Here is a 25,357-nt window from a genome sequence, read left to right on the forward strand (position 1 = left end):
TACAAAAAATATATATATTTTCAATGACTAAAAATATTTTTTATCTTATTTTTTATAAATTTAAGATATATTAAATTTAATCATCAAAAATATATTCAGCACTTGAATTCATGCACTTATATGCTATAGTTTAAATATATAAATTACAAAATAATGGAAAACAACTTGAATAATAAATTACAAAATAAAAAAATAGAATTACTCGCACCTGTTGGAGATGAAAGAGCTTTGAAGGCGGCTGTTAATGCAGGGGCTGATGCTGTATATTTTGGTACTAAAAGTTTTAATGCCAGAGTTGGTGCTGCTGAAAACTTCGATGAAAAGGCACTTGAAGAGAATATAAGATTTGCTAAATTAAGAGATGTTAATGTTTATATAACAGTTAATACTTTAGTTTATAATGATGAAATTGATAAAGTGCTTCCTCTTATAAAAAGTGTTTATAACATTGGAGCTGATGCTATTATAGTGCAGGACTTGGGTATTATTGATATAGTAAGAAATAATTTAAATATTGCCATGCATGCTAGTACGCAGATGTCTTGTAATAATTTAGAGAGTGTAAAACTTTTAAAAAGTATTGGACTTGATAGAGTAGTTTTAGCCCGTGAAATGAGCTTGGATAATATAAAATATATTAGAGACAATACTGATATAGAACTTGAAACTTTTGTTCATGGGGCTTTATGCGCAAGTTTTTCAGGTCAATGTGCTTATTCATATTTGCATGGAGGAAGAAGTGCCAACAGAGGAGCATGTGCTCAGCCTTGCAGAATGGAATACACGGGAGGTAAAACTAATTATCCATTAAGTACAAAAGATTTGATGACTATTGATATAATTCCTAATTTACTTGAAAGCGGAATAACATCTTTTAAAATTGAAGGCCGTGCTAAAAGAAGCGAGTATGCCGCAATTACAACTTCTATATACAGGCATGCTATTGATTTGGCTTTGGAAAATAAGGATATACCAATTGAAAAGTACAGAGAAAGTTTGATGAAGATTTTTAATAGAGGCGGATTTTCTCAAGGGTATTATTATAATTCAAAGGACATTTTTGAAAATTATAAACCTAGCCATGATGGGGAGTACATAGGAAAAGTTACAGCATACAAAAAAAATAAAATATATATAAAAGCAGATAAAGAATTAAATGTATATGATGGGCTTTCATTTGGAGAGAGCGGAACAGTTGGAATGCAGATATCTGATTTGTATAAAGATAATGAGAGGGTAAAAAGAGCTAAAGGAAATTTAAGTTTTTCTGCTGTTATAAAAAATGTCAATGTAGGCGATAAAGTTTATAGAACCACTGATAAACTTCAGATTGATGAGGCAAATAAAATAATTGAAAATGATAATTTTAAACATATTCTTGATTTGAAATGCACAGTAGGATTTAATAATGAAAAAATAAAATTGGAAGTTCATAGCAAATACGATAATAGACTAAACAATATAGAATACATAAGCGATTATACTCTTCAAGAAGCTAAAACAAAATCAGCAACTAAAGAAGATATTTTTAATTCTCTCTCAAAAATAGGCGGCACTGTATTTGAATTTGAAAATATTATTATAGAAGAGAATTTCAAAAATCCTTTTATACCTGTCAAAGTTTTAAATGAAGCTAGAAGAGGCTTAATAGAAAAATTAGAAAATATATTAATGAAATCCAAAGAAATTCATTACAATAAAAATATTTTTAATGATATAAATTATCCTAATACTGATATAAAAGTTTTGATTGTAAATAGTGAAGAGAAATTAAAATTATATTCTGATATTCATTATGATAAAAAGATATTATTTCCAAGTGTTTATGATGAAAAAATAATAACACTTTTTGAAAATAAAAAAATAGACGGTATAATACTTCCTCATGTAACATTTGATAAAGATATTGAAATAATAAAAAGCATAGTAGAAAAAACAGAGGGTATGATAGTAATATGCAATAACTTGGGACATATTGAAGCATTGAAAGGAAAAGCTGTATTATGGTCTGGAATAGGACTTAATGCAATTAATAATTACAGTGTTAACTTTTTATATAAATTGTGTATTGATACTGTAATATCGGCTGTTGAAGCGGGTAAAACTTTAAAACATACTATAAGCATAAAAGAAGGCTTTATACCTGCTATGAACTTTGCATTCTGTCCAAAAAGTATGTCTGTGGGCTGCTCTAAATGCAAAGAAGAAGATATTATTGACCACAGAGGAAACACTGTAATATTTGACTGCGTGAAGATGTATAATAAAACTAGCTTTATATTAGAGCATATAAAAAATAAAAATGGAAATATTTATTACTATATTTACTAAAATATAATAATAAAATTTTTTATAATTTCAAAATTCATTTTATTTTTTCTAAATATTGTATTCATTGTATTGTATAAGTAAAGAAACAAAAAGTTACTAAAAAATTATTTTTTATATAAAAACATCTTATATAAGGTTTATAAAAATTTATACTCTTATAATATTTATACTACTATCATATAAAGGATAAATAATTATGAAGATTTTTAAGTTTTTATTTTTACTATTATTGATTTCACATTTATCATATTCTCAGGATAAAACCGTTTATATTACAGAAAAAGGAAAAAAATATCATAGGCAATATTGCAGAACAACAAAAAATTCAAATACAACTGCAATATCACTAAGTAAAGCTAAATCAATGGGATATTCTGTATGCAAAGTATGTAATCCTTAAAAGCTATTTAGGTTTAAAATTTTATTTACATACCCCGCCCTTTAATATTTTCTGTTTAATTTGAAATTGTAATTTAAAATTATTTTATTGCTTGATTATAAATTTCAGCACCCGCCCAAGTTTTTATTAGTTTTGGAATTTTACTCAACGCACGGTTAATAGAATTTTATTTATTATTTAACTTATAATTTTTAATGATCATAAGTTTAAAACTTTGTTCTGCGTGCGGTTTGAAAGTCTCAAACTTATGAAACTCTTGGGCGGGCAGCTAAAATAACAGTTTAATATTAAAAATAAAATGTTTTAACAATTAGAAATTGTATAAAAAAGCCTAAAGGGTGGGGATTAAAATAAGTCAAAATAAAAGACTTGAATTATAATCCAAGCCTTTTTATTTAAATATATTTTATTTATATAAGAATCTCTTTATCTTTTTAGTAGGATTTTTTATAAACTCTTCTTTTTGTATTGTAAATCCTGATATTCTTCCAAACTCTGGAAGCATTTTATTAACTTCTATTCTATTATTTTCTATAAGTTTATTAACTTCCTCTTCGCTCAATTTTTCATTTTTTATTCTTTCTGCATCCAAATATAATAGAGCATGAAGTTTATTTTCTCTTTGTAAAACTAAAGACTCTAATATATAAGGCATAGCATTTAATTTGCTTTCTATCTCTTCAGGATAAATATTCTGTCCGCTAGCACCAAGGAGCATATTCTTGCTTCTTCCTCTTATGAATATTCTGTTGTTCTCACCAAGCACTCCTAAATCACCTGTTCTAAGCCATCCGTCTTTAGAAAGAACATCAGCAGTTGCTTTGTAATTCTTGTAATATCCAAGCATAACATTTTCACCTTTTACCATGATTTCTCCTACATCTCCTTCTTTTTCAGCATCAATTTTAACTTCAAGTGTGTCAATTATGCATCCGCAGCTTCTAGATACATGCTTATTCCAAGGTCCGTAACTGATTAAAGGTCCGCATTCAGTCATTCCGTATCCTACAGTGAATTTAAAACCTATATCCATAAGGAATTTTTCTACATCGCTATTTAAAGCACTTCCTCCTATTATAACCTCATAAAAATTTCCGCCGAAAGATTGTGTAAGCGTATTTCTAATTTTTGATTTTAGTAAAGATGATATAATAGGCATTTTTAATAAACTAGCAATTAAAGGTTTGCTTATAGTAGGGAGTATTTTTTTCAAATAAATTTTTTCTATGATAAGCGGAACCATGAGTATAAGATTAGGTTTTACTTCATCAAATGCTTTAAGTAAAATATTAGGACTAGGTATAGCATTAAGCATATATATGCATACCCCTCTTGAAAATGGAAATAAAAAGTCAAATAAACATCCGAATACATGAGCAAGAGGAAGAAAAGAAAGTATATGATCATTAGGCTTTACAGGCATATTATTAATAGCGTATCTTATATTTGCCGCTAATGAATTATGATTGAGCATAACTCCTTTACTAAATCCTGTAGTTCCGGAAGTATATATTATAGTAGCTAAAGTATCATTTTCAAATACAGTAAGATTAAAATCTTCTTTGCTTATATTTTCAATTTCTATATCGCTGAATATATTTTCAGCTTTTTTATTATTTTGTGTATTTTCTTTTTCTATAATAAAAGTGTCAAAATTATTTAAATGAAAAGATTTAGTAAGAATTGATAAAGTATCAGTTTCAATTCCTTTTAATATATTTGAATCTGCAAATAAAAATTTAGCTCCAGAATCTTTTAAAATAGATGCTATATCTTCTTTTGAAAAGTCCACAAGTATAGGAACTACGATTGCCCCGTAAGTTACTATTGAAATGTATGTTAAAGCCCAATTAACAGAATTAGCACCGCATAGGGCTATTTTTTCTCCTTTATGTATATCGAGCTTTTTAAAACCCGTATGTATTTTTAATATATTTTTAGCTATATCAGAATATTTTAATATATTATTAGTTCCATAATCAGCTAATGCATTTATATCCCAATTTTCTTTTATACTATTTTGAATATAGTCGCTTAGTCTTTCTTTAATCATATTATATCAGCCTCCTCAATATTTATTTTTTATATATATAAAAAATTAGAAAATGTTAGCAACATATCTAAACATAAAAACTGCATGGCATATATTAGATATTATTAACAGCGAATAAAACAAAGGTAAGAATAGAGTATATCTTTTGTTAGCTTCGTACATGGCTAGTCTGTAAAATACCATTGATATGTTTAGCAGAAGAAAACCTGTTAAATATAATATAGCACCGTATTCGCCGACAGCTGCAGATATTTTCGATATTGCTATGAGCCAAACCCAATTTAATAAAAAATAATATATTGTTTCAGTAGCTCCTCTCCATCTGTATCCGAATATACTTCTTAATGTAATACCTAGTACACAAAGTCCTGTAATAATTCCGAAAAAACTCCAGCCCCATCCGTTTTGTAATGATATTAGGCAGGGAGGAATATATATGCCCCATATCATCATAATAAAAAAAGCATGGGATAGTATATAAAAAACTTTTTTAGCTTTATTATTGAAAGGGAAAAAATGGTATATTGAATTTATTATATAAAATATTGTTAGAAAACTAGAATATAAAGAAAATGAAGTTATTTCCCTTGCTGTTTTAGAATTAATTATCAAAAGCACTAAAACAGCTATTGCCGAACTAGCACATATTATGCATATAACAGCACTTATTTTAGAAACAGAATTCTTTACATTATTATTTAAATCAGTGTTCATAGTATCTTATATAATAAACCTTATTTATAATAAAGTAAATGGTAATTTATAACTATTTTCATATTAAAATAATAATGTGCTAAAAATTTCATTATAAAAATATAAAATTATACGATATAATAACATTAAGATTATTTATTAAAAGAATACAATTAAAATATAAATAGGTACATAAAATGATATTAAACAGCGAATTAAAACAAAATATTTTAAATAGGTTCAAAAATAAAAAAATAGCAGTTTTGCATGGCGGATTAAGTTCCGAGAGGGAAGTTTCACTTAGAAGTGGTCAGAATGTTTATAAAGCATTAACTAGCTTTGATGAAATAAAAGATAATTGTATTTTAATAGATGTTAGGGATTCTTATGAATTAGTAAATACTTTAAAAGAAAATAATATTGAATACTGCTATAATATTTTGCATGGCACATCAGGAGAGGACGGAACTATTCAGGGGCTTTTGGAAAGTCTTAATATTAAATATACAGGCGAGAATATTTTAGTTAGTGCCGTTTGTATGAATAAGGTTTATACAAAAAGAATATGGAAGTCCTCAAATGTATCTACTGCAGATTTTATGCTTCTTAAAGATGTTAAAGAGGTTAATGACAATAGTATAAAAGGAAGTTTACTCTCTTTTAATTTCCCTATAATATTAAAGCCTATATCAGACGGCTCAAGTGTAGGTGTTCATTTGATAAAAACAAAATCAGAGTTTGAAAGTATAGTAAGCGATATAAAAGAAACAAAAAATTATTTTTTAGAGCCTTATATAAAAGGAAAAGAAATCACAGTAGGATTAGTAAGACAAGACGATGATAATATTTATGTTTTTCCAATACTAGGAATAAATTCTAAAAATGAAATCTATGATTATGATGCAAAATATACACCCGGAAAAACAGAGATGGAAATGCCTGCCAAATTATCAAAAGAAATGGAAAATAAAGTGATAGAAACATGCAAGAAAGCGTATACAGTTTTAGGCTGCAGCGGGCTTTCAAGAATAGATGCTATAGTAGGAGATGACAATGAAGTTTATCTTATGGAGGTAAATACTCAAGGAGGTATGACTAATACTTCAGATATACCTGCAATGGCTAAGCATGTAAATCTTGATTTTAATGATCTTGTTTTGTATATATTAGGTCTTTTAAAATAGTTTTTATAAAAAACATATATGCAGATATTTATTTGCATATATGTTTTAGTTTAATATATTAATTTTTTAAACTATAGTCATTAAATTTGAATAATCATTTTTATATCCCATTTGATCGAGCATTACAGAAATATCTCCTCTATGATGAGTGTCATGGTTTAATTCATGCATTATCAAATGATATCTAGGTTTTTTTATTACAGCATTTGGAACTATTACTTTTTCTGATATATTAAAATCGTCTATACTATTAACAATAGCTATTATAACATCATCTAATTTTGTTCTTATATCTATTAAACTTTTTAAATCTTCATTTATACTTATATTGAAAGTAAAATCTTCATTTAGATAGTTTAATATATTTTCATTTTCTATTTTTTTCTTGCTTGAATATTTTCTGTATTCTTTAAAGAAATACATATCGCATTGAATAATATGCATAAATGTTCCATGTATGGATTTAAAATATGCATTTGTTTCTTTTTTTAAATCTTCATCTTTAACTGTTTGTAAAATTTCAATAAGTTTTTCATTTGCATTTTTATTGTATAAAGCCATCATATTCATAATTTTTTTTGCTGTTTTATCTATAGGCTTTTTATTTGAATTATTTTCTATTTTTGTATTTTTTTTATTTTCATCTTGGGAAGCATTTGCTTTTTTAGCATTTAAAAGATTATATTTCATTTCCTTAACTTTCTCTGTAATATTTTTCTTTTCTTCCTGAAGTTTTTTTAACTGATTTGTTTTTAATTCTTTAACATTTTTCTTTAAATCTTTAGTTATAGATGATTTAATTTTTTCAATATCTTTTATTTTTTTGTCTAGCTTTTTTGATTCTATTTCTATTTTTTTGGCAATTTCACTAATATTGTTTTCAATCATAATAATAAATCCTAAAATAATATTTTTTTTATTATATTATATTAATTTTATAATTCAATATTTAATATTATTTTTTAATAAATAAAAAAGATGCCGCAAAATAAACAGCATCTCTTTTTATTTATAAGAACAGATAATTATTGTATGTCTTTGTAAGGTGATTTTCCGCTGTATACAGGTTTGTAATCACTATTTCCTTGAGCATCGATATAGAACTGCTGTAAAGTAACAGAGCCGTCATCATTAACTTGTCCTATAGGGTCATACTGCCAGAATTTATGTCCTGCAAATGTAAGTTCTTCATCTGTAGTTTGAGGTTTTCCTGTTCTTCCTAATTCAGCAGATATCCAGCCGTCAGGTGCCCATGATATGAACATATTTTTCCATTTTTCAGGTACAGCATAAGGGAATACTAATCCTGTTTTTGTATCAACGGCTACTAAAAAATTATCTAAATCAACTAAAGCATTTCCTGTATATCTGTAAAAATAGAATTGTTTTTCTATTTCATTTTCAACAGCAGTTTTAAATGGATTAACTCCTCTGTATACATATATCTTTGTTTTATTTACAGGTAAACTATTTCCAGGAGAATTTGGAATACCATTTTTATTTTCTCCGTCCGGAGCGTTATAAATATAGCATGTATTAGTACCATCATTAGATTTTTCCCATTTTCTAACTCCATTTGGTGTTTGTCCGTCATCTTCAAAGAATGTGAATGTTGGTACAGTCTTATCATCTGTTGTAAATTTCAAAAATAATGTGTCATATTTGTTTATTTCTGTAGTAGTTCCTCCTCCGCCATTTTCTCCGTTACCGGTATTATTATTAGGATTCTTATTGGCACAAGATATAATAATAATCATAGCTAAAATCAAAATATATATTTTTTTAATCATAAATTTTTATCTCCTACATTTTTTAATAATTGTAGTTTATTTTAAATTAAATTCAACTAATTTGATATATTCAAATTTGATAAATGAACACTTTTTAAATAATGTCTTTATAAACAAAAAATATAATAATACATTTAATACAAAACGGGGTTTTATATACATTTTATAATTTAAAAAAGACATTTTATTAAATTTGTATATTTTTTTATATTGAATTTTTATAAATTTATTTTAATATTTTTATATTAAAAAATAATATAGTGGAGTTTTAAAATGAAAAAAATAGCTATTGTATTAAGTTTTGTTTTATCAGTATTTATTATATCATCATGTGCTAACAATAATCCAAATAATCCAACCAATTCTACAAAAATAACTTTGGCACAAAGAGAAGGAACTTATGAAGGTAAGAGTATGGGGTTATCTATTGTTTTTAACAATAATGGAGAAGTAACATCTGTAAGTGTAGGCGGTTCTCCTTTACCAGCACAATTTCCTATAGTAGTAGGCAGCCCTACTGATACTTCAAAAGAATATAGTTTTCCAGTAACTATGACTGCCGGAGTAACGGTTAATGTAAAAGTAGTTTTTGACAGCGATACTGAAATTTCAGGCGGAAATGCTTATGTTGGTATTGACAGTGAACCAGATATGAGCAATCCCATACCGATAACAAAAGTATCATAAATTTAATATAAAGTTATTATTATGAAGAACATATTATATCTGTTGATAATTATAAGTTTTCTATGCTCATGTACGAATCCTTTTGATTCTAGGAAAAAGTATTATTATAATAATGCTAATAAAAAACAAAATTATCCGGATATAGATATGCCTTCATATAATGCCAATGATATGACAGATCCTTTTAACAGTAAAGAGGATTGGAACAGAATAGATTATAAATTTAACGGCAATGAATTATATAACTATTTTATGAAAATAAGTTTTGAGGTTACAACTGTTCCTGTATATTCTTTCTTTTTACCTAATGATGGAAGAGAATGGGAAAAAAATTCTGCAAGTGATTATGATGAATATACTTTTGATGCAAGCGATGACGGAAATACAACAGAAAGTCCTATACTTCCTAATCCTCTACCCATAAATCCTATGACAGTATATCGTTATGGTAAAAATCCTTTGGTAAGTTCTGACGGATTTTATAATTCTTCTGAAAGAATAAAACGTTTTTTCTTTATAAGATTGGTAGGAACAGCAGTCATTAAGTTAGACAATTATTTGATAGCTATAGATACATACAGTAAATATATATTTGCTTATGCCAAAATAACAAAATATGAAAATGTATTTGGACAGCTTCTTCCTACTGAGTTTAAGGCTATAGAACATTATCATTTAGGCTATAAATTTTATGAATATGATCCTATAGGCTTTATTGATGCAAATAAAAATATTATTCTATATAAAGTCTATGAAGATGATATGACTGCTAATTCTTCGGAATATGTCCCTAGATATACAGGCATAGGAGGAAAAGCAGCAGAGCAGACAGATAAAACTACAACAGGACATTCTCCTTATGCTAGAGAAGCAGCCGAACAATAATTAATCTTCATAATTCTCTTTTTTGTCTATATACTTTTTTAACAAAGTTTTTATTCTATCGTATTTAAAACCTTTACGCATTAATGTCTTTATAATATAATCTTCTTTTCTTTCTTTATTTTCATATAGTTTATAATATTTTCTTATAGCATCTTTTAATGCTTTATCGTCTATTTTATCGCTTATAGAGTTTTGTGCTTTTTCTATTAAACTTGGCTTTACTTTATTTTTCTTTAAATAATCTATTATATGCCTTTTGCTTTTTCCTTTAAGTTTTAAGCTATTAATTGCTATTTTTACGAATCTTTTATCATCTATAAGATCATATTCTTTGCAGTAGTTTACAGCATGTTTAATAAATCTTTTTTTATGTCCTTTTTTTGTGAGTTTCTCTCTAAGCATACCCTCGCTTATAAATCCGCGTTTAAGTATTGATACTGCAGATTTTCTTGCGGCAGATTCAAAAGCTCTGAATCTTATATGAGGTATTTCATCATATTCAAGCTCCATTCCCTCATATAAATCAAGTTCATAGAGTCCGTTTTTGGGTATAGTAAATACATCTCCGCCTGATACTTTGATATATATCTTATCGCCTTTTAATTTCATTTTTAAAATAACCATAATAAAAACAGTATAATAAATATAAATAGTTTTTCAAGTATAATTTAAAATTTTATTTCTTATATGATAAAATAAAATCTATATCTTCAGAACTTAATATATTTTTAGGTATTATTATTGCAGACATTTCATCTGTATAGAGAAATATGCATTTATTTGCAGAATCTATTTTTTTAATTTCATCTTTACTAAATTGACTTGTTCCTCTGTCTTCTTTAAAAATTACTTTATCATCATATATAGTTAATTCTTTATCTCCGAAAACCTTATCCAATTTACCGCTTCTTGCATACTCTTTAACTTTTTTCACTATCTTTTTCTCAAGACGCTTTTTATATGTAAGTATTTGAAGTATAGAAAAAGCAGATACTAGTAAAGCTATTATCACTATTAGAAATGCATTATTTCTAAAGTATATTGCCATAGATGCAAATACAATAATATAAAGTGCTATGAGTATAATAATAGTTTTTTTTATCGATGAATTAATATTTGAATTTGATTTTAAATAATGAATTTGAAAATCTATAAAGTCATCTTCAGTTAATCTATATTTATATTCTTTTTTCATTATTTTTTATATACCTTTTACAAATATTTAACTTTTATTAGTATAGTATAACTGAATATTTTTTCAAGTATTTGATTTTTTCTATTTCCAATTTTTATTTGCAAGTTTATCTAAATTTATTTTTTTATATTTTTCTCTTAATGTGATTGAAGGTATCCACCAAGCTATATCAAAAACTTTTTTCTTAATTGATTCAATCTTTTCTAAATAAATATTATAATCATCATAAGTTTTCATTATATATACACTGTAAGCATAAAAGGCATGTTTATCTCTATCTATTTCTACATCTAATTTTTTCATTGTTTCATGGCATTTTTTATAGAATTCATTTTTATTGTCAGCTTTATAATTATTAAATGTATATAAAAAGGAAAAGAAATTATAATAATTACAATCCATTAGTAATTCTTTTTTATTTTCATTATAATAATTAAATACATTTTCAAAAACTTCTAATATAGCAATAGGAATTTTTTTAGTAGTATGAACACTTCCGGCAAGAGATGTGCTTCTTTGAAGATAATAATACTTAGCATTATTATTATAGTACATTTTAGGATTATGAACCAAAAATCTATAGAAAAAATCAACATCTTCTGCTATTCTATATTTAGAATATATTAATTTATTTTTCTCCAAGAATGTTTTTTTAAATATTTTATTAACTGCAGAAACTAAAGGATATTCTGGTGTATTTTCTTTTTCAGGTGTGTTTACATTAAAATTGCTAATTCCTTCATTCCAAGTATTTTTAAATTTCTTTTTCCATATATTTATTCTATTGTGATAAAAAGGTTTAATATATCCATTTTTTTCATTTACTGTATACATATTATTAGTAAATACCATATCAGCATCATATTTTAATGCGGTATTATATAGCTCTTCTACAAAGTTGCTAGATACAAAATCATCAGGATCTATAAAAACTAAATAATCAGAATTACTATTATACATTCCAGTATTTCTAGAAAATCCCAAACCTTGATTTTCATTATGATTGATGAGTTTTATTCTATTATCTTTTTTTATATATTTTTTAATTATATTTTCAGAGTTATCAGTTGAGCAGTCATTAACACATATTATCTCTATATCTTTTAAAGTTTGATTTATAACACTGTCCAAACATTTTCCTACATAATTTTCTATATTGTAAACAGGAAGAATAACTGAAGCTTTTATCATATTAAAATCCAATTCTAATTTATATTAATTATTTAATTATTATACATCATAAAAAAATAAATAAAATAGTGTACTTAATTTAAATATATATTATACTTATAAAATACAATATATTTAAATTATTTAGGATTTTTATGATATTGATAACAGGCGGAGCAGGTTTTATAGGTTCTCATATAACTGATATATTAATAAAAAATAACTATAAGGTTATAGTTGCTGATAATTTATCTACAGGAAAAAAAGAAAATATTAATCATAAAGCATTATTTTATAACATAGATATTAAAGATTATAATAAGTTAGAAAATATATTTTCTGAAAATGAAATAGAAATTGTTATACATTTAGCAGCTCAGGTTTCTGTTCCGAATTCTATTAGAAATCCTATTAATGATGCTAATGAAAATATAATAGCAAGTCTTAATATTATTGATCTTTCAAAAAAATATAATATAAAAAAAATAATTTCTAGTTCAAGTGCCGCAGTTTATGGATTACCTAAAAAATTACCTATTGATGAAAATCATGATACAAATCCAATTTCATATTACGGACTTTCAAAACTTACTATGGAAAAGTACATAATATTATCAGAATTGAATTATGTAATTTGCAGATTTTCGAATGTTTATGGTCCTAGGCAAACGCCTCATGGAGAAGCCGGTGTTATTTCAATATTTATGGATAATGCTATAAAAAATAAAGATTTAAATATATTTGGTGATGGAAGCCAGACTAGAGATTTTATATATGTAGAAGATATAGCTTTTATCTTTTTAAATATTGTAAGAAATGATATATCTAATAAAGTTATAAATATATCTACAAATACTTTTATAAGTATTAATGATCTTGCTAGAAATATAATAAAAATATCAAATAAAAATATAAAAATTAATTATCTCAATAATAGAGAAGGAGATATAGATCATAGTATATTAGATAATACTAGATTATTAAATATAATAGATATGAAATTTACAAATATAAATGATGGTTTATTTAAACTATTTAAAACCTTGATATAAATTATTCCCAAGATATTCTATATTCTTCTTCTATATTATATTTAGAATATGCAGGATCCGTTATATTAAATTGGAATTTTATAGAATTATCTGTAAAAGTGAATGCTGCAATGAATATGTTATTTTCATTTTCATCATTTACTATTTTTATAAATTCTGTTTCTTCACTGTATGGGTTAGTTATATCAATATAAGCATCAGTAAAATAACTCCATTCAATTTTATTTTCTGATACGGTTATTTTATGATCTTTATTTTGATTATAATATACTCCTATTCTCTCTCCAACTTTTATATTTGTACTGTCTGAAGTTTTTTCAAATGGAACTTCATTGCCGGAATATTTTAATTTAGCATATAGAAAATCTATAAAATAAGTATTTGGGGCAACTCCGTTTATTGTTTCTTTTATATCGAAAGAAAAAGTTTTATTTGTACTCTCCGGATTTCCAAGTACATAAGTTCCTAAATTATTTGCCTTATCTGCTTTACTTCCTATGAAATTTATATTCCCTGTTTCAAATATTATAAAATTTAATTTTATATCTTTATCAAAATTACCTTTAACAGAATATCTTCCCGCTCTGTCTTTAAGTCTAAGAGTTTCTCTTGTTCCTGTAAGCATATTACTGCATGATAATAATACTAATGATATTGCAAAAATTAATATGAATTTTTTAGTATATTTCATAAATATGTCCGTTTAATTAAAAATTATATACTCATTATATAGAAATCATTTTAAAAGTAAAGTAAATAATTATAAAGTTATCATAATATTTTAATGTTTATGTATATAAATTTTTTACTATTTATGTTATAATTTATTTATATAAATATAAAATTTTTGAATATCTATATATTTTTTATAATATATTTTTAATATAAGGATTTTAGACATGATGAAAAACAAAGAAAGACTTTTATGGATATTTCTTTTAATTTTTGTAGTAGCAATTTCTTTTTTCAATTTTAAAAGTCCTTCGCTTGCAATAGCACAGCAGGGAAATGCTCAGTCTGATAATGATTTTTATTATTACAGCAGATTGTTTCAAAAAGTATTTGCAACATTACAGCAGAATTTCGTTGATACTAATAATGTAACAACAAAAAAACTTATGTATGGTGCCATAAAAGGAATGCTTGAAGCAACTGATGACCCATTTACATTTCTTCTTGATGAAGAATTAAATACGGCATTAAATACAGAAATGTCAGGAAAATACGGCGGAGTAGGGCTTTCTATTTCAAAGAATGCAGATAAAGGTTTAATGGTAGTTTCTCCTATAGAAGACGGTCCAGGTGAGAAAGCTGGTATATTATCAGGAGATATCATAACAGAGATAGACGGTAAAAGCACAAAAGATATGTCTGTTGATAATGCAGCAAATATAATGCGTGGTAAAGAGGGTACTAAAGTTACTCTTACAATAGTGAGAGACGGTGTTGCTGAACCTATTAAATATCCTCTTACAAGAGCAATCATAGAAATAAAAAGCGTTAAATATAAAATGGTTGATGATTCTATAGGTTATATAAGAATAACTACTTTCGGTGATGATACAGCAAAAGATTTAGAAAATGCTTTGATAGATCTTAAAAAACAAGGTATGAAAAAACTTATACTTGATTTAAGAAATAATCCGGGCGGAAGACTTGATACTGCCATAAATATAGTAGAAGAGTTCCTAACTGAAGGAAAAATAGTTTATACAAGAGGAAGAAGCAGAAATGAAAATCAGGATTATTATGCTTCTAAGAAAGGCGATGAATGGCTTGAAGGCGATACATTAGTTTTAGTTAATCAGTACAGTGCTTCTGCCTCTGAAATACTTTCCGGTGCTTTGCAAGACAGCGGAAGAGCTAAACTTTTGGGTGAAACTACATTCGGAAAATTTAGTGTTCAGTATGTACTTCCATTAGATGCAAGAGATAATACTTCTTTCAAATTCACTGTAGCACATTATTATACTCCAAATGGAAGAAGACTTCATGGTAAAGGCTTAACTCCTGATTTTGTTGTAGTAGAACCTAAACTTACAAGCACTGATATAACAGCTTTAACAGAGCTTAGAAAAGGCGGACAGATTTCTGCTTATGCTAAAAAATATCCTAATGAAAGCTCAGATGCAACTGCTTTGCCTGCTTTCAAAGAAGAGCTTAGAAAACAAAATATAATGCCTAGTGATTATTTGCTTGAGCGTTTAATATATAATGAAAGAAATTTAGATAATTATAAAGAGATATATGATCTTCGTTATGATAAACAGTTAAAGGCTGCTATTGAATATTTACAAACAGGTAAAGAGCCTCATCAGGATAAAGAAGAGCCTAGAGAAAATTGGTCAAATGAAAAAGAAGAAAATTAATAAGTTTTAATTTCTTTAAATATAAAGGTGATAGTATTTTTAATATTATCACCTTTTTTAATTGCATAAATATATTTGATAAAATCATATACCATATATGTCTATATTGACTTTTTTGTTTTAATAGTTTATCTTTTGATAGAGGTTTATATTATTTTTTGAAAAATTGTATTATGTCGTTAGTGCCATATTATATCAATGTAATCAATATAAAATAATTTAAATCTTAAAATTAATTTATCATTTAGCTAATAACAATTTTTATTAGTAATAATAAGTGAGTAAACGAAAATGTTCAAAAAATATATTGTATTAATTATTATAGGAGTAGTTTTATGGTGAATGATGTTTATAGTATATCTCAAGATGAAATGAGTTTTCTGCATGCCTGCCGTTATGGGCAAGTTTATAGAATTAAAGAATTAATTGATAAAGTTAATATCAATGTTCAAGATGAAGAAGAAGGATATACGCCTTTAATGAATGCTATAAGATCTAGAAAAATAGAAGCGGTAAAAATTATTTTAGATCATAAAGCCGATGTTACTAAAATAAAAAATAATAGAGGAAGAAATGCATTTTTCTGGGCGGCTACTTTAGATGAACTTGAAATGTTAAAACTATTTGAAAAATATAATCCTGATTTTAATACTGTAGATAATGAAGGTTCTAATGTTTTATTTTTTACTAGAGAATATGAAACTATTGATTATTTACTTAAAAATGGTACAGATATAAATAAAAAAAATAAATATGGAAGAACTCCTTTAATAAAGCATTCATTAGCTTATGAAACTCAAGATCTTGTAAAGTTTTTACTTGAAAAAGGTGCTGATATTAATGCTCAGGATAATGAAGGCATAACAACATTGATGTTTGCTGTTAAAACTGATAAAGTAAAAATAATAGATATATGTTTATCTCAAAAAGCAGACCTTAATATCAAGGACAATGAAGGAAAAACAGCTTTATTTTATACAATATCATCTTTCGGTATTTTAGAAAATGTTAAGGCAATGACAGAAAATATGTTTGGAGATTATGCAAAAAATTATATGAATCAAAAGAAAATGAAAGAGACAGATGCTGCTATAAGACTTATAAAATTATTTGCAGATAATGGTGCCGATATTAATGCACAAGATAATAGAGGAAATACTTTATTAATGTATGCTATAGCACTTCGCAATGAGCCTCTTATAAATGAAATATTAAAATTAAATCCAGACATAAACATAAAAAATAAAGAAGGTAAAACAGCTAATGATATAGCGAGTGTATACGGTTATAAAATAGTGAATTGAATGTTTTATAAATTTGTAATATTTATGTTTTACTTTATATATAAAGTAAATAAAAAACTTTTGAGTATAGTAAAAAATAAGTTTTTTATATATAATAAAAAATGTAGGTAAGACACCATTATGGGTGGCATAACAACAAGCAAGTGATCCGAGCACAGACATGCTTATTCACTGCTTTAAGGCGGCTGCACCTGCTTCGCAATGTGGACTTCGTCGCGAGCATAGCAACAGAATAAAAAATTACGAGCCTCTAGCAACTGACAAAGGAAGTTGCTAGAGCTTATTAGCGAGTAATTTTTTATATATTAACAGGAGTTATTCAATGAAAAAAATTATTTTATTTCTTTTAAGCATTAATTTCTTATGGGCATTTCCGCCTAGTGAAGCGTATTTTTCTGAACTTTTAAGCGATGATGGTAAAGTAATAAAAAATACACTTAAAGTAAAAAAAATTGACGGCGGCAATTATTCTGCTTATTTTGATGGTGAAATTACATTAACAGGAGTTCTTGAAAGAGCTGATAATTCTGATATTGATACTATTTATAGTGCTTTAAGATTTTATCCTGATAATAATATTGATTTGCCTTTTTTATTTAGTATATATTCAGATAATATGGAGGATTATAAAGAATTTGAAAGATTGGAATTCGGTGTTTTATTAGAAAATATTAAAGTAAAATTACCAGAACCTTTAAATAAAAGATTTTTAGGTGCTGCTGCTGTAAGGGCGGAGGTAACAATAAGAAACTATTCTTTTTATGGAGAAGGTGAAGCAGGAAGAGAGGCTTATGGCGATCTTGTAAATATTAAATTACTTGATGATGTACAAATAGAATATTTTTCTAAAGATAATTCTGCTGACGTTTATTATTATGCTGGAAATTCTTATTATATTAAACTTGAATATAATTCTAAAGATGATTATGTGAATATAAGAGATAAAGCAAATGGAAAAGTAATAGGAAAGATTTTGAAAAACGATATGATTAATAATGGAGGGATTTTATTAGCTATTGATGATTATTATGGAAGTGGAGAGAAAGATTGGTGTGAAGTATATTATATGCCTCCAAATGCTAAAGACGGAAAAGATGCAATTTACGGCTTTGTGCATAGTTCACAGATAAAATAATAAAAAATTAAAACTATATAACTAATAAAAAACTTGTGAATGTAGTAAAAAATAAGTTTTTTATATATAATAAAAAATGTAGCAAGACACACTTGCAGGGGGGTATAACAACAGAATAAAAAATTACGAGCCTCTAGCAACTGACAAAGGAAGTTGCTAGAGCTTATTAGCGAGTAATTTTTTATATATATTAACAGGAGTTATTACAATGAAAAAAATTATTTTATTTCTTTTAAGCATTAATTTATTATGGGCATTTCCACCTAGTGAAGCGTATTTTTCTGAACTTTTAAGCTATGATGGTAAAGTAATAAAAAATACACTTAAAGCCTATAATGCAGAAAGTGATGGTATGGTTTATTTTGATGGAGAGATTACATTAACAGGAGTTCTTGAAAGATCTGATAATTATGATATGGGAAATAATTATACTGCTTTAAGATTTTATCCTGATAATAATGTAGATCTTCCTTTTTTATATGCTTCATCTGAAATGAATTTGAAAAATCAAGGTGCTTCTAAATATGGTGATTCTTGGGATTTTAGCGGCGTTGAATTTGACAGATTGGAATTCGGTGTTTTATTAGAAAATATTGAAGTAAAATTACCAGAATCTTTAAATAAAAGATTTTTAGGTGCTGCTGCTGTAAGAGCTGAAGTTACAATTAGAAATTATCGTTTTTATGGAGAAGGTGAAGCATCAAGAGAGGCTTACGGTGATATTGTAGGTTTTAAGGCTTTAGGTGATGTAGAAACAAAGTATTTTAGTAAATATAATTATAATGTAGGGGAGGTTCATTACAACGAACTTCAATATAATTCTAAAGACAATTATGTGAATATAAGAGATAAAGCAAATGGAAAAATAATAGGTAAGATTTTGAAAAACGATATGCTTTATGATGGGGGAGTTTTATTATCTATCAATGGAGAAGGTATTGATTATATGAATTATGAAAATTTTGAAAAAAAATGGCATGAAGTGTTTTATCTTCCTCCAGAGGCTGAAGACGGAAAAGATGCAATTCATGGCTTTGTGCATGGTTCACAGATAAAACTTGAAAACGGAGGCTATTAAAGAGCATAGCAATAATAAAAAAAGTGAGCCTACCTGCCGAAGTTCACCTATGGTGTTGGCAGGTGTATGCAAGGCACCCTTATGGGTGAGATAACAATACCAAGTGAGCCGAGCACAGACGTGCTTATTCACTCTTTAAGGCGGCACCTTGCTTCGCAATGTGGACTTCGTCGCGAACATAGCAACAACCAAGCGAGCTAAGCCAGCCCCACAGGGCACAGAAGTGTGAGTGAGTTTACTCACTAGCTTATTTAAGGCAAAGCGAGCATAGCAACAACAGGAAACAATATGAATATAGGGGCTATAAGATCTATCCCAACAATGTTTATTCTAAACTTCATCACTTTAGGAATATATCATTACTATTGGGTTTATTATATTACTTTAGAAGTAGAGAAGTTTACAAAAAGAAAAGATATATCCCCTGCTTTGGAGCTTTTACTTTCTGTTATGACTTGTAATCTCTATACAATATATTGGTATAATAAATATGGAAATATCATTCATAAAGAAATAGCTTTAAAAATAGATGAAAATGATAAAGACGATAAAACTCAAATAGTTATGACAGCAAGTATTATTGTATTATTAGTAGGAATTCCTATTATAGGAGTTTTATGCTATGTGCTTTTTTTTGGATTATTAGTAAATGGTATGGCTTTAGCTTATAGTAATTTCAACTTTATTGACTTCATTGATAATCCTGAAGCATTATTAATATTTTTGGGTACTATATTAGTTGGTTTTATTATTATTTTTGTAATCGTTGTCTCTTTGATAATTCCAGACATAATTATGCAGAAAAAATTAAACTCTATATGGACAAAAGTAAGAGAAGTACATTATAATAAAAATATTTAAAAAGTATCTTTTATATCAAATAATTTGTGGAAGTGAGAATCATATTTTTTAATTTATTTTATAAAAATAAATTTCAGAAAGCACAAAAGTTTTTATTTATGGCTTTATACAATTTAATATAAAAAAATGGTTGACAATTAATTATATATGCTTTATGATAATAATATCATATTGGATAGTGATTGTTTTTTACTGCAAATCTTTTAAGACAAGCTAAACCTATTTATGCAAAAATGAAATACAGAAAAATTGTATATTTTGTTTTTACATAAATAGGTTTTTTATTTTAGGAGAAGTCATTATGAAAGTAGGAAAGATACTTAATAATAATGTCATTGTTGTTTTTGAAAACGGTAAAACAGAAAAAATTGTTATGGGAAGAGGTATAGCCTTTGGCAAAAAAGTTGGCGATGCGATAGATGAAGAAAAAATTGATAAAACTTTTTTATTAGAAAATACAGATAATAACAGCAAACTTCAGCAATTACTAAAAGATATACCATCAGAGTATCTTAATACTACAGAAAAAATTATTGAATATGCTAAGACTAAAGCTGAAAGAAAGTTAAATGATTTTTTATATATAACTTTAATGGATCATATATATATGGCAATAGTAAGAACTAAAGACGGTGTCAATATAAAAAATATGATGCTTTGGGATATAAAGAAATTCTATAAAGATGAATATAATATAGGATTAAAGGCTTTGGATATTATAGAGGAAGATTTTAATATAAGACTTCCTGAAGATGAGGCGGGATTTATAGCATTGCATATAGTTAATGCACAAACCAATACTGATTTTAATTGCATAAATGAAATGGGAGATATTACAAAACTTATACAGAAAATAGTAATTATAGTAGAAAGGCATTTTAATATAAAATTTAATGAGGATTCTGTATATTATAATAGGTTTTTAACTCATTTAAAATTTTTTGCTTTGAGATTATTTCAAAAAAATATTTATAATGATAAGGAGGATGAGGATTTACTTTCTGTAGTTAAGCTTAAATATAAAGATGCTTATGAATGCACTTTAAAAATAGCAGAATATATTTTGCTTTCTTATTCTTATGATATAAGCGATGAAGAGAAATTATATTTAACTATACATATAGAAAAGGCGAAAAGAAGAGAATAAAAATATTTATATGATTTTAATATATTTGGATGGTGACATTAAGTTGGCCAAACCTTCATTATTATAAAAAAAATTTATTATATTGGAGGATACGCTGATGGGAAAATATGAATCATTAGCAAAAGAAATCATTAAAAATGTAGGAGGAAAAGAAAATATTAATTCACTTACTCATTGTGTTACTCGATTAAGATTCAAATTAAAAGATGAGGGTAAGGCAAATGATGAAGTATTAAAGAATATGGACGGTGTTGTTACAGTAATGAAAAGCGGCGGACAGTATCAAGTAGTTATAGGCAATCATGTAGCAGAAGTTTATGCTGATGTTTCAAATGCTGCCGGTATAGAAAATGCTTCGTCAAATGCTAGTGAAGAAGAAAAAAATACAAGTTTATTTAATAGGGCAGTTGATACTATATCTGGAATATTTCAGCCTATATTAGGAGTGATGTCTGCATGCGGTGTATTAAAAGGGATAAATGCACTGTTGATTGCATTGGGAGTTTATACAAATAAATCAGGCTGTTATGTACTTATTAATGGTATGGGAGATGCTCTATTTATGTTCCTTCCTTTGTTTCTAGGTTTTACTTCAGCTAAGAAATTTAATTTAAAGCCTACAATAGGCTTAGCTATAGGTGCTGCTATGTGTTATCCTGCCTTACAGTTAAGTACTTTATCTGCAAGCGGAGAGCCTTTATATACATTGTTCAATAACACAATATTTGCTTCTAATGTATATATAAATTTTTTAGGAATACCTATCATATCTATGAATTATACATCAACTGTTATTCCGGTTATATTTGTTGTTTATTTTGCTTCAAAATGTGAAAAGTTTTTCACTAAATTTGTACCTGATGTAGTAAAATTCTTTGTACTTCCTATGCTAGTAATATTTGTTTCTTTATCTGTAGGATTTATAGTAATAGGACCTGTTACAACTTTTGCTTCGCTTATAGTATCAAAAATAGTATTTACTATAAGAGATTTCAGTCCTTTAGTTTCAGGGGCCATAGTAGGGGCATGCTGGCAGATATTAGTTATATTTGGAATGCATTGGGCTTTTCTTCCTGTTCACTTTAATAATATTATTACATTAGGATATGATACTATAATAACTCCTTATTTTGGATCTACATTTGCTACAGTAGGAGTTGTATTTGCAATTTTATTAAAGACAAAAAATAAAAAACTTAAAGATGTGGCTTTCCCAAGCGGAATATCAGCAGTATTTGGTATAACTGAGCCTGCTATTTACGGTGTTATATTGCCGCTTAAAAAACCTTTTGTTGTAAATTGTGTAGTAGCCGGTATAGTGGGCGGGTTCTTTGGTTTATTTGATTTGCATAAATTCTTTATGGGAGGACTTGGGGTATTTGCATTTCCGGGAATGATAAATCCAGACGGAACTCATACAAATTTAATTATTGCTGTTATAGGGGCTTTAATTGCTGTTGTTCTAGCTTTTATCATTACTTGGATAATATATAAAGATAAACAGACAGAAGAAAATACTAATGCATCTAATAATAATACATCTGACAATAATACATCCGGAAAGGAAAATGCTTCTTCTAAATTATTGGAAAAAGAAACTATATTCAGCCCATTAAAAGGAAAATTATTGAAATTAAAAGATTCAAAAGATGAGGCTTTTGGTTCTGAAAGTTTAGGTAAAGGTGCTTTGATAATACCTGAAGAAGGAAGGGTTGTGTCTCCTGTAAACGGAACTATAAGCACTGTTACTTCTACTCTTCATGCTGTAGGTATAACATCCGACAGCGGAATAGAAATATTAATACATATAGGAATTAATACTGTAGAATTAAATGGAAAGTATTTTAAAAGTAATTTAAAAGAAGGAGATAAAGTTTCTATAGGAGATACTTTAATGGAATTTGATATTGATTCTATTGTAAAAGAAGGATATCCAATAGAAAGTCCTATTATCATAGTAAATACTGATGAATATTTAGATGTATTAGAAACAGAAAGTAATGTTAATGTAAATTATAAAGATTCAATATTAACAGTAATAAAATAACTTATTATTCAATTATTTAAAGGAGTTTAAAATATGGCTTTTCCTAAAAATTTTTTATGGGGCGGTGCTACTGCTGCCAATCAATGCGAAGGAGGTTTTGATAAAGACGGCAGAGGACTTGCTAATGTTGATGTTTGTCCTATTGGTGAAGATAGATTAAAAGTAATATCAGGTAAAATGAAAATGTTTGATTTTGATGATAGGCATTATTATCCGGCAAAACTTGGTATTGATATGTATAACCATTATAAAGAAGATATTAAACTTTTTGGAGAAATGGGATTTAAAGTATATCGTTTATCTATTGCTTGGAGCAGGATATTTCCAAAAGGTGATGAGAAAATGCCTAATGAAAAAGGTTTATTATTCTATGAAAATATTTTTGAAGAATGTCATAAATATGGAATAGAGCCTTTAGTTACTATTACACATTTCGATTGTCCTATGCATTTGATAAAAGAATACGGCGGATGGAGAAACCGAAAATTAATCGGATTTTATGAAAATCTTTGCAGAACTTTATTTAATAGATATAAAGGACTTGTAAAATATTGGATAACTTTCAATGAAATAAATATGATACTTCATCTTCCTTTTATGGGGGCAGGACTTTATTTTGAAGAAGGAGAAGATGAGGACAAAATAAAATATCAGGCTGCTCATCATGAATTAGTTGCTAGTGCATTAGCTGTGAAAATAGCACATGAAACATATTCTGATAATAAAGTGGGCTGTATGTTTGCAGCAGGAAGTACATATCCTTTTGACTGCCGACCTGAAAATGTATGGGAGGCATTATGCCGAGACAGAAAAGAGTATTTCTTTGTTGATGTTCAGGCTCAGGGTAAATATCCTAATTATGCTTTAAAAATGCTTGAGAAAAATAATTGTATGCCTAAAATAGAAGAAGGGGATTTAAAATTATTAGAAGAAAATACTGTAGATTTTGTTTCTTTTTCATATTATCATTCTAGATGTGTTAATGTTTATGATAATACTCAGACTTCTGCTGGAAATGTATTTGCTTCTGCTAAAAATCCATATCTTAAATATACAGATTGGGGTTGGTCTATAGATCCATTAGGACTTCGTGTAACTTTAAATCAAGTATATGATAGATACAGAAAACCTTTATTTATAGTAGAAAATGGAATAGGGGCTATTGACACTATAAATGAAAATGGAGAAATTATAGATGATTATAGGATAGATTTTCATAGGGATCATATAAAGGTTATGAAAGATGCTATTAATATAGATGGAGTTGATTTGATGGGGTATACTACTTGGGGATGTATTGATTTGGTTTCTGCAAGTTCCGGAGAAATGAAAAAGAGATACGGATTCATTTATGTAGATTTAGACAATGAAGGAAAAGGTACTTTAAAAAGAACTAAGAAAAAATCTTTTGATTGGTATAAAAAAGTTATAGCTTCTAATGGTGAAAATTTAGACTGATTATTATGCGTATGAGTTAAATTTAAGCGATAAACGAGCAGCTGATAACTGACACAGGAAGTTATAAGCTATTTTGAAGCGAGTTTATCGCTAGCAATATAGAAAATTTAGACTGATTATCACGCACGGTAAGCAAAATTTGAAATATATGATGATTGAAAATTATATTTAAATAGTATATAAAAAATACATTTACCGTGCGTTAAAAAAATTCTTAATCTAATAACAACTAGGGCGGGCATGCTTTTTATATTTTAAATAACAAATATTAATAAAATCACAATTTAAATAAAGATAAAAAACTTAGAGGGTGGGGGTTTAGAATAAAATTTTATTTTTTTAAGTTTTTTCTAATTCCCCACCCTTTATATTTTATTGCTGCATTCTGTTATTTTTGTTTTTAATTTTTTTATTGCTTAAAAAGAAATTTTAGCACCCGCCCAAGTTTTATTTAAATTTATAATGCATTTACCGCACGATAAATAAAATCAAAAAATATTATTTTATTTTAAATATAG

22 protein-coding genes are annotated in these 25,357 nt (G+C 26.8%); 14 read left to right on the forward strand and 8 right to left on the reverse strand.

The window, feature by feature from the left end:
- The first annotated feature begins 165 nt into the window (after nt 1-165).
- Nucleotides 166-2,331 carry a peptidase U32 family protein gene (locus BHAMNSH16_RS07565; RefSeq protein ID WP_008728179.1) on the forward strand — a complete coding sequence of 722 codons (2,166 nt, stop codon included), beginning with the start codon at nt 166-168 and terminating at the stop codon, nt 2,329-2,331.
- 196 nt (nt 2,332-2,527) lie between these two features.
- On the forward strand, nt 2,528-2,731 hold the full coding sequence (locus tag BHAMNSH16_RS07570; RefSeq protein WP_008728178.1) for a hypothetical protein: 204 nt from the start codon (nt 2,528-2,530) through the stop codon (nt 2,729-2,731).
- A gap of 406 nt (nt 2,732-3,137) precedes the next feature.
- Here the strand turns inward: BHAMNSH16_RS07570 and BHAMNSH16_RS07575 are convergent, their stop codons facing one another.
- Nucleotides 3,138-4,784, reverse strand: a complete 1,647-nt coding sequence (locus tag BHAMNSH16_RS07575) for an AMP-binding protein (protein WP_008728177.1) — start codon at nt 4,782-4,784, stop codon at nt 3,138-3,140.
- A gap of 45 nt (nt 4,785-4,829) precedes the next feature.
- Nucleotides 4,830-5,498: a PAQR family membrane homeostasis protein TrhA gene (trhA, locus tag BHAMNSH16_RS07580; RefSeq protein ID WP_008728175.1), complete on the reverse strand. Its 669-nt coding sequence runs from the start codon at nt 5,496-5,498 to the stop codon at nt 4,830-4,832.
- Between the two features lie 176 nt (nt 5,499-5,674).
- Here trhA and BHAMNSH16_RS07585 point away from each other — a divergent pair, with 176 nt between their 5' ends.
- A complete protein-coding gene (locus BHAMNSH16_RS07585) occupies nt 5,675-6,661 on the forward strand; it encodes a D-alanine--D-alanine ligase family protein (RefSeq protein WP_008728174.1) in 987 nt (328 codons plus the stop codon).
- Nucleotides 6,662-6,727: 66 nt separating this feature from the next.
- Here the strand turns inward: BHAMNSH16_RS07585 and BHAMNSH16_RS07590 are convergent, their stop codons facing one another.
- The gene (locus BHAMNSH16_RS07590; protein ID WP_069731800.1) at nt 6,728-7,549 is read right to left on the reverse strand and encodes a DinB family protein; all 822 of its coding nucleotides are present in this window, start codon (nt 7,547-7,549) and stop codon (nt 6,728-6,730) included.
- A 137-nt stretch (nt 7,550-7,686) separates the two neighbouring features.
- Nucleotides 7,687-8,451 (reverse strand): hypothetical protein, encoded by a 765-nt coding sequence (locus BHAMNSH16_RS07595; protein WP_008728173.1) that lies wholly within the window; start codon nt 8,449-8,451, stop codon nt 7,687-7,689.
- Nucleotides 8,452-8,724: 273 nt separating this feature from the next.
- Between BHAMNSH16_RS07595 and BHAMNSH16_RS07600 the strand changes: the two genes are divergently transcribed.
- Together BHAMNSH16_RS07600 and BHAMNSH16_RS07605 are read left to right on the forward strand one after the other, a co-directional pair.
- Nucleotides 8,725-9,138 carry a hypothetical protein gene (locus BHAMNSH16_RS07600; RefSeq protein ID WP_008728172.1) on the forward strand — a complete coding sequence of 138 codons (414 nt, stop codon included), beginning with the start codon at nt 8,725-8,727 and terminating at the stop codon, nt 9,136-9,138.
- Nucleotides 9,139-9,159: 21 nt separating this feature from the next.
- Complete coding sequence (locus BHAMNSH16_RS07605) at nt 9,160-10,023, forward strand: hypothetical protein (protein WP_069731799.1); 864 nt, start codon at nt 9,160-9,162, stop codon at nt 10,021-10,023.
- Here BHAMNSH16_RS07605 and BHAMNSH16_RS07610 read toward each other — a convergent pair whose 3' ends face one another.
- The 3 genes from BHAMNSH16_RS07610 to BHAMNSH16_RS07620 form a co-directional block, all read right to left on the reverse strand.
- A complete protein-coding gene (locus BHAMNSH16_RS07610) occupies nt 10,024-10,632 on the reverse strand; it encodes a regulatory protein RecX (RefSeq protein WP_008728170.1) in 609 nt (202 codons plus the stop codon).
- Nucleotides 10,633-10,699: 67 nt separating this feature from the next.
- On the reverse strand, nt 10,700-11,218 hold the full coding sequence (locus tag BHAMNSH16_RS07615; RefSeq protein WP_008728169.1) for a YcxB family protein: 519 nt from the start codon (nt 11,216-11,218) through the stop codon (nt 10,700-10,702).
- Nucleotides 11,219-11,299: 81 nt separating this feature from the next.
- Entirely contained in the window at nt 11,300-12,409 is a 1,110-nt protein-coding gene (locus BHAMNSH16_RS07620; protein WP_069731798.1) for a glycosyltransferase family 2 protein, read from the reverse strand.
- Between the two features lie 134 nt (nt 12,410-12,543).
- On the opposite strand from BHAMNSH16_RS07620, the gene BHAMNSH16_RS07625 reads away from it, so the two are divergent.
- The gene (locus BHAMNSH16_RS07625; protein ID WP_008728873.1) at nt 12,544-13,440 is read left to right on the forward strand and encodes an NAD-dependent epimerase/dehydratase family protein; all 897 of its coding nucleotides are present in this window, start codon (nt 12,544-12,546) and stop codon (nt 13,438-13,440) included.
- A gap of 1 nt (nt 13,441) precedes the next feature.
- On the opposite strand, the gene BHAMNSH16_RS07630 is transcribed toward BHAMNSH16_RS07625, so the two are convergent.
- Nucleotides 13,442-14,131, reverse strand: coding sequence for a hypothetical protein (locus BHAMNSH16_RS07630; RefSeq protein WP_008728874.1), 690 nt, complete (start codon nt 14,129-14,131; stop codon nt 13,442-13,444).
- A 208-nt stretch (nt 14,132-14,339) separates the two neighbouring features.
- Between BHAMNSH16_RS07630 and BHAMNSH16_RS07635 the strand changes: the two genes are divergently transcribed.
- From BHAMNSH16_RS07635 to BHAMNSH16_RS07670, 8 genes are all read left to right on the forward strand, one after another.
- Nucleotides 14,340-15,809 (forward strand): S41 family peptidase, encoded by a 1,470-nt coding sequence (locus tag BHAMNSH16_RS07635; protein ID WP_008728876.1) that lies wholly within the window; start codon nt 14,340-14,342, stop codon nt 15,807-15,809.
- A 335-nt stretch (nt 15,810-16,144) separates the two neighbouring features.
- The gene (locus BHAMNSH16_RS07640) at nt 16,145-17,113 is read left to right on the forward strand and encodes an ankyrin repeat domain-containing protein (protein ID WP_008728877.1); all 969 of its coding nucleotides are present in this window, start codon (nt 16,145-16,147) and stop codon (nt 17,111-17,113) included.
- 322 nt (nt 17,114-17,435) lie between these two features.
- Nucleotides 17,436-18,248: a hypothetical protein gene (locus BHAMNSH16_RS07645; protein ID WP_008728878.1), complete on the forward strand. Its 813-nt coding sequence runs from the start codon at nt 17,436-17,438 to the stop codon at nt 18,246-18,248.
- Between the two features lie 208 nt (nt 18,249-18,456).
- On the forward strand, nt 18,457-19,326 hold the full coding sequence (locus tag BHAMNSH16_RS07650) for a hypothetical protein (RefSeq protein WP_008728879.1): 870 nt from the start codon (nt 18,457-18,459) through the stop codon (nt 19,324-19,326).
- Nucleotides 19,327-19,614: 288 nt separating this feature from the next.
- A complete protein-coding gene (locus BHAMNSH16_RS07655; RefSeq protein ID WP_008728880.1) occupies nt 19,615-20,187 on the forward strand; it encodes a DUF4234 domain-containing protein in 573 nt (190 codons plus the stop codon).
- Nucleotides 20,188-20,488: 301 nt separating this feature from the next.
- Nucleotides 20,489-21,334 carry a BglG family transcription antiterminator LicT gene (gene licT, locus BHAMNSH16_RS07660; protein ID WP_069731797.1) on the forward strand — a complete coding sequence of 282 codons (846 nt, stop codon included), beginning with the start codon at nt 20,489-20,491 and terminating at the stop codon, nt 21,332-21,334.
- A gap of 97 nt (nt 21,335-21,431) precedes the next feature.
- Nucleotides 21,432-23,381 carry a beta-glucoside-specific PTS transporter subunit IIABC gene (locus BHAMNSH16_RS07665; protein WP_008728884.1) on the forward strand — a complete coding sequence of 650 codons (1,950 nt, stop codon included), beginning with the start codon at nt 21,432-21,434 and terminating at the stop codon, nt 23,379-23,381.
- Nucleotides 23,382-23,414: 33 nt separating this feature from the next.
- Nucleotides 23,415-24,839 carry a 6-phospho-beta-glucosidase gene (locus BHAMNSH16_RS07670; RefSeq protein WP_008728885.1) on the forward strand — a complete coding sequence of 475 codons (1,425 nt, stop codon included), beginning with the start codon at nt 23,415-23,417 and terminating at the stop codon, nt 24,837-24,839.
- The last annotated feature ends 518 nt before the right edge of the window (nt 24,840-25,357 follow it).

Source organism: Brachyspira hampsonii (genome assembly GCF_002214805.1).
Classification (GTDB): domain Bacteria; phylum Spirochaetota; class Brachyspiria; order Brachyspirales; family Brachyspiraceae; genus Brachyspira; species Brachyspira hampsonii.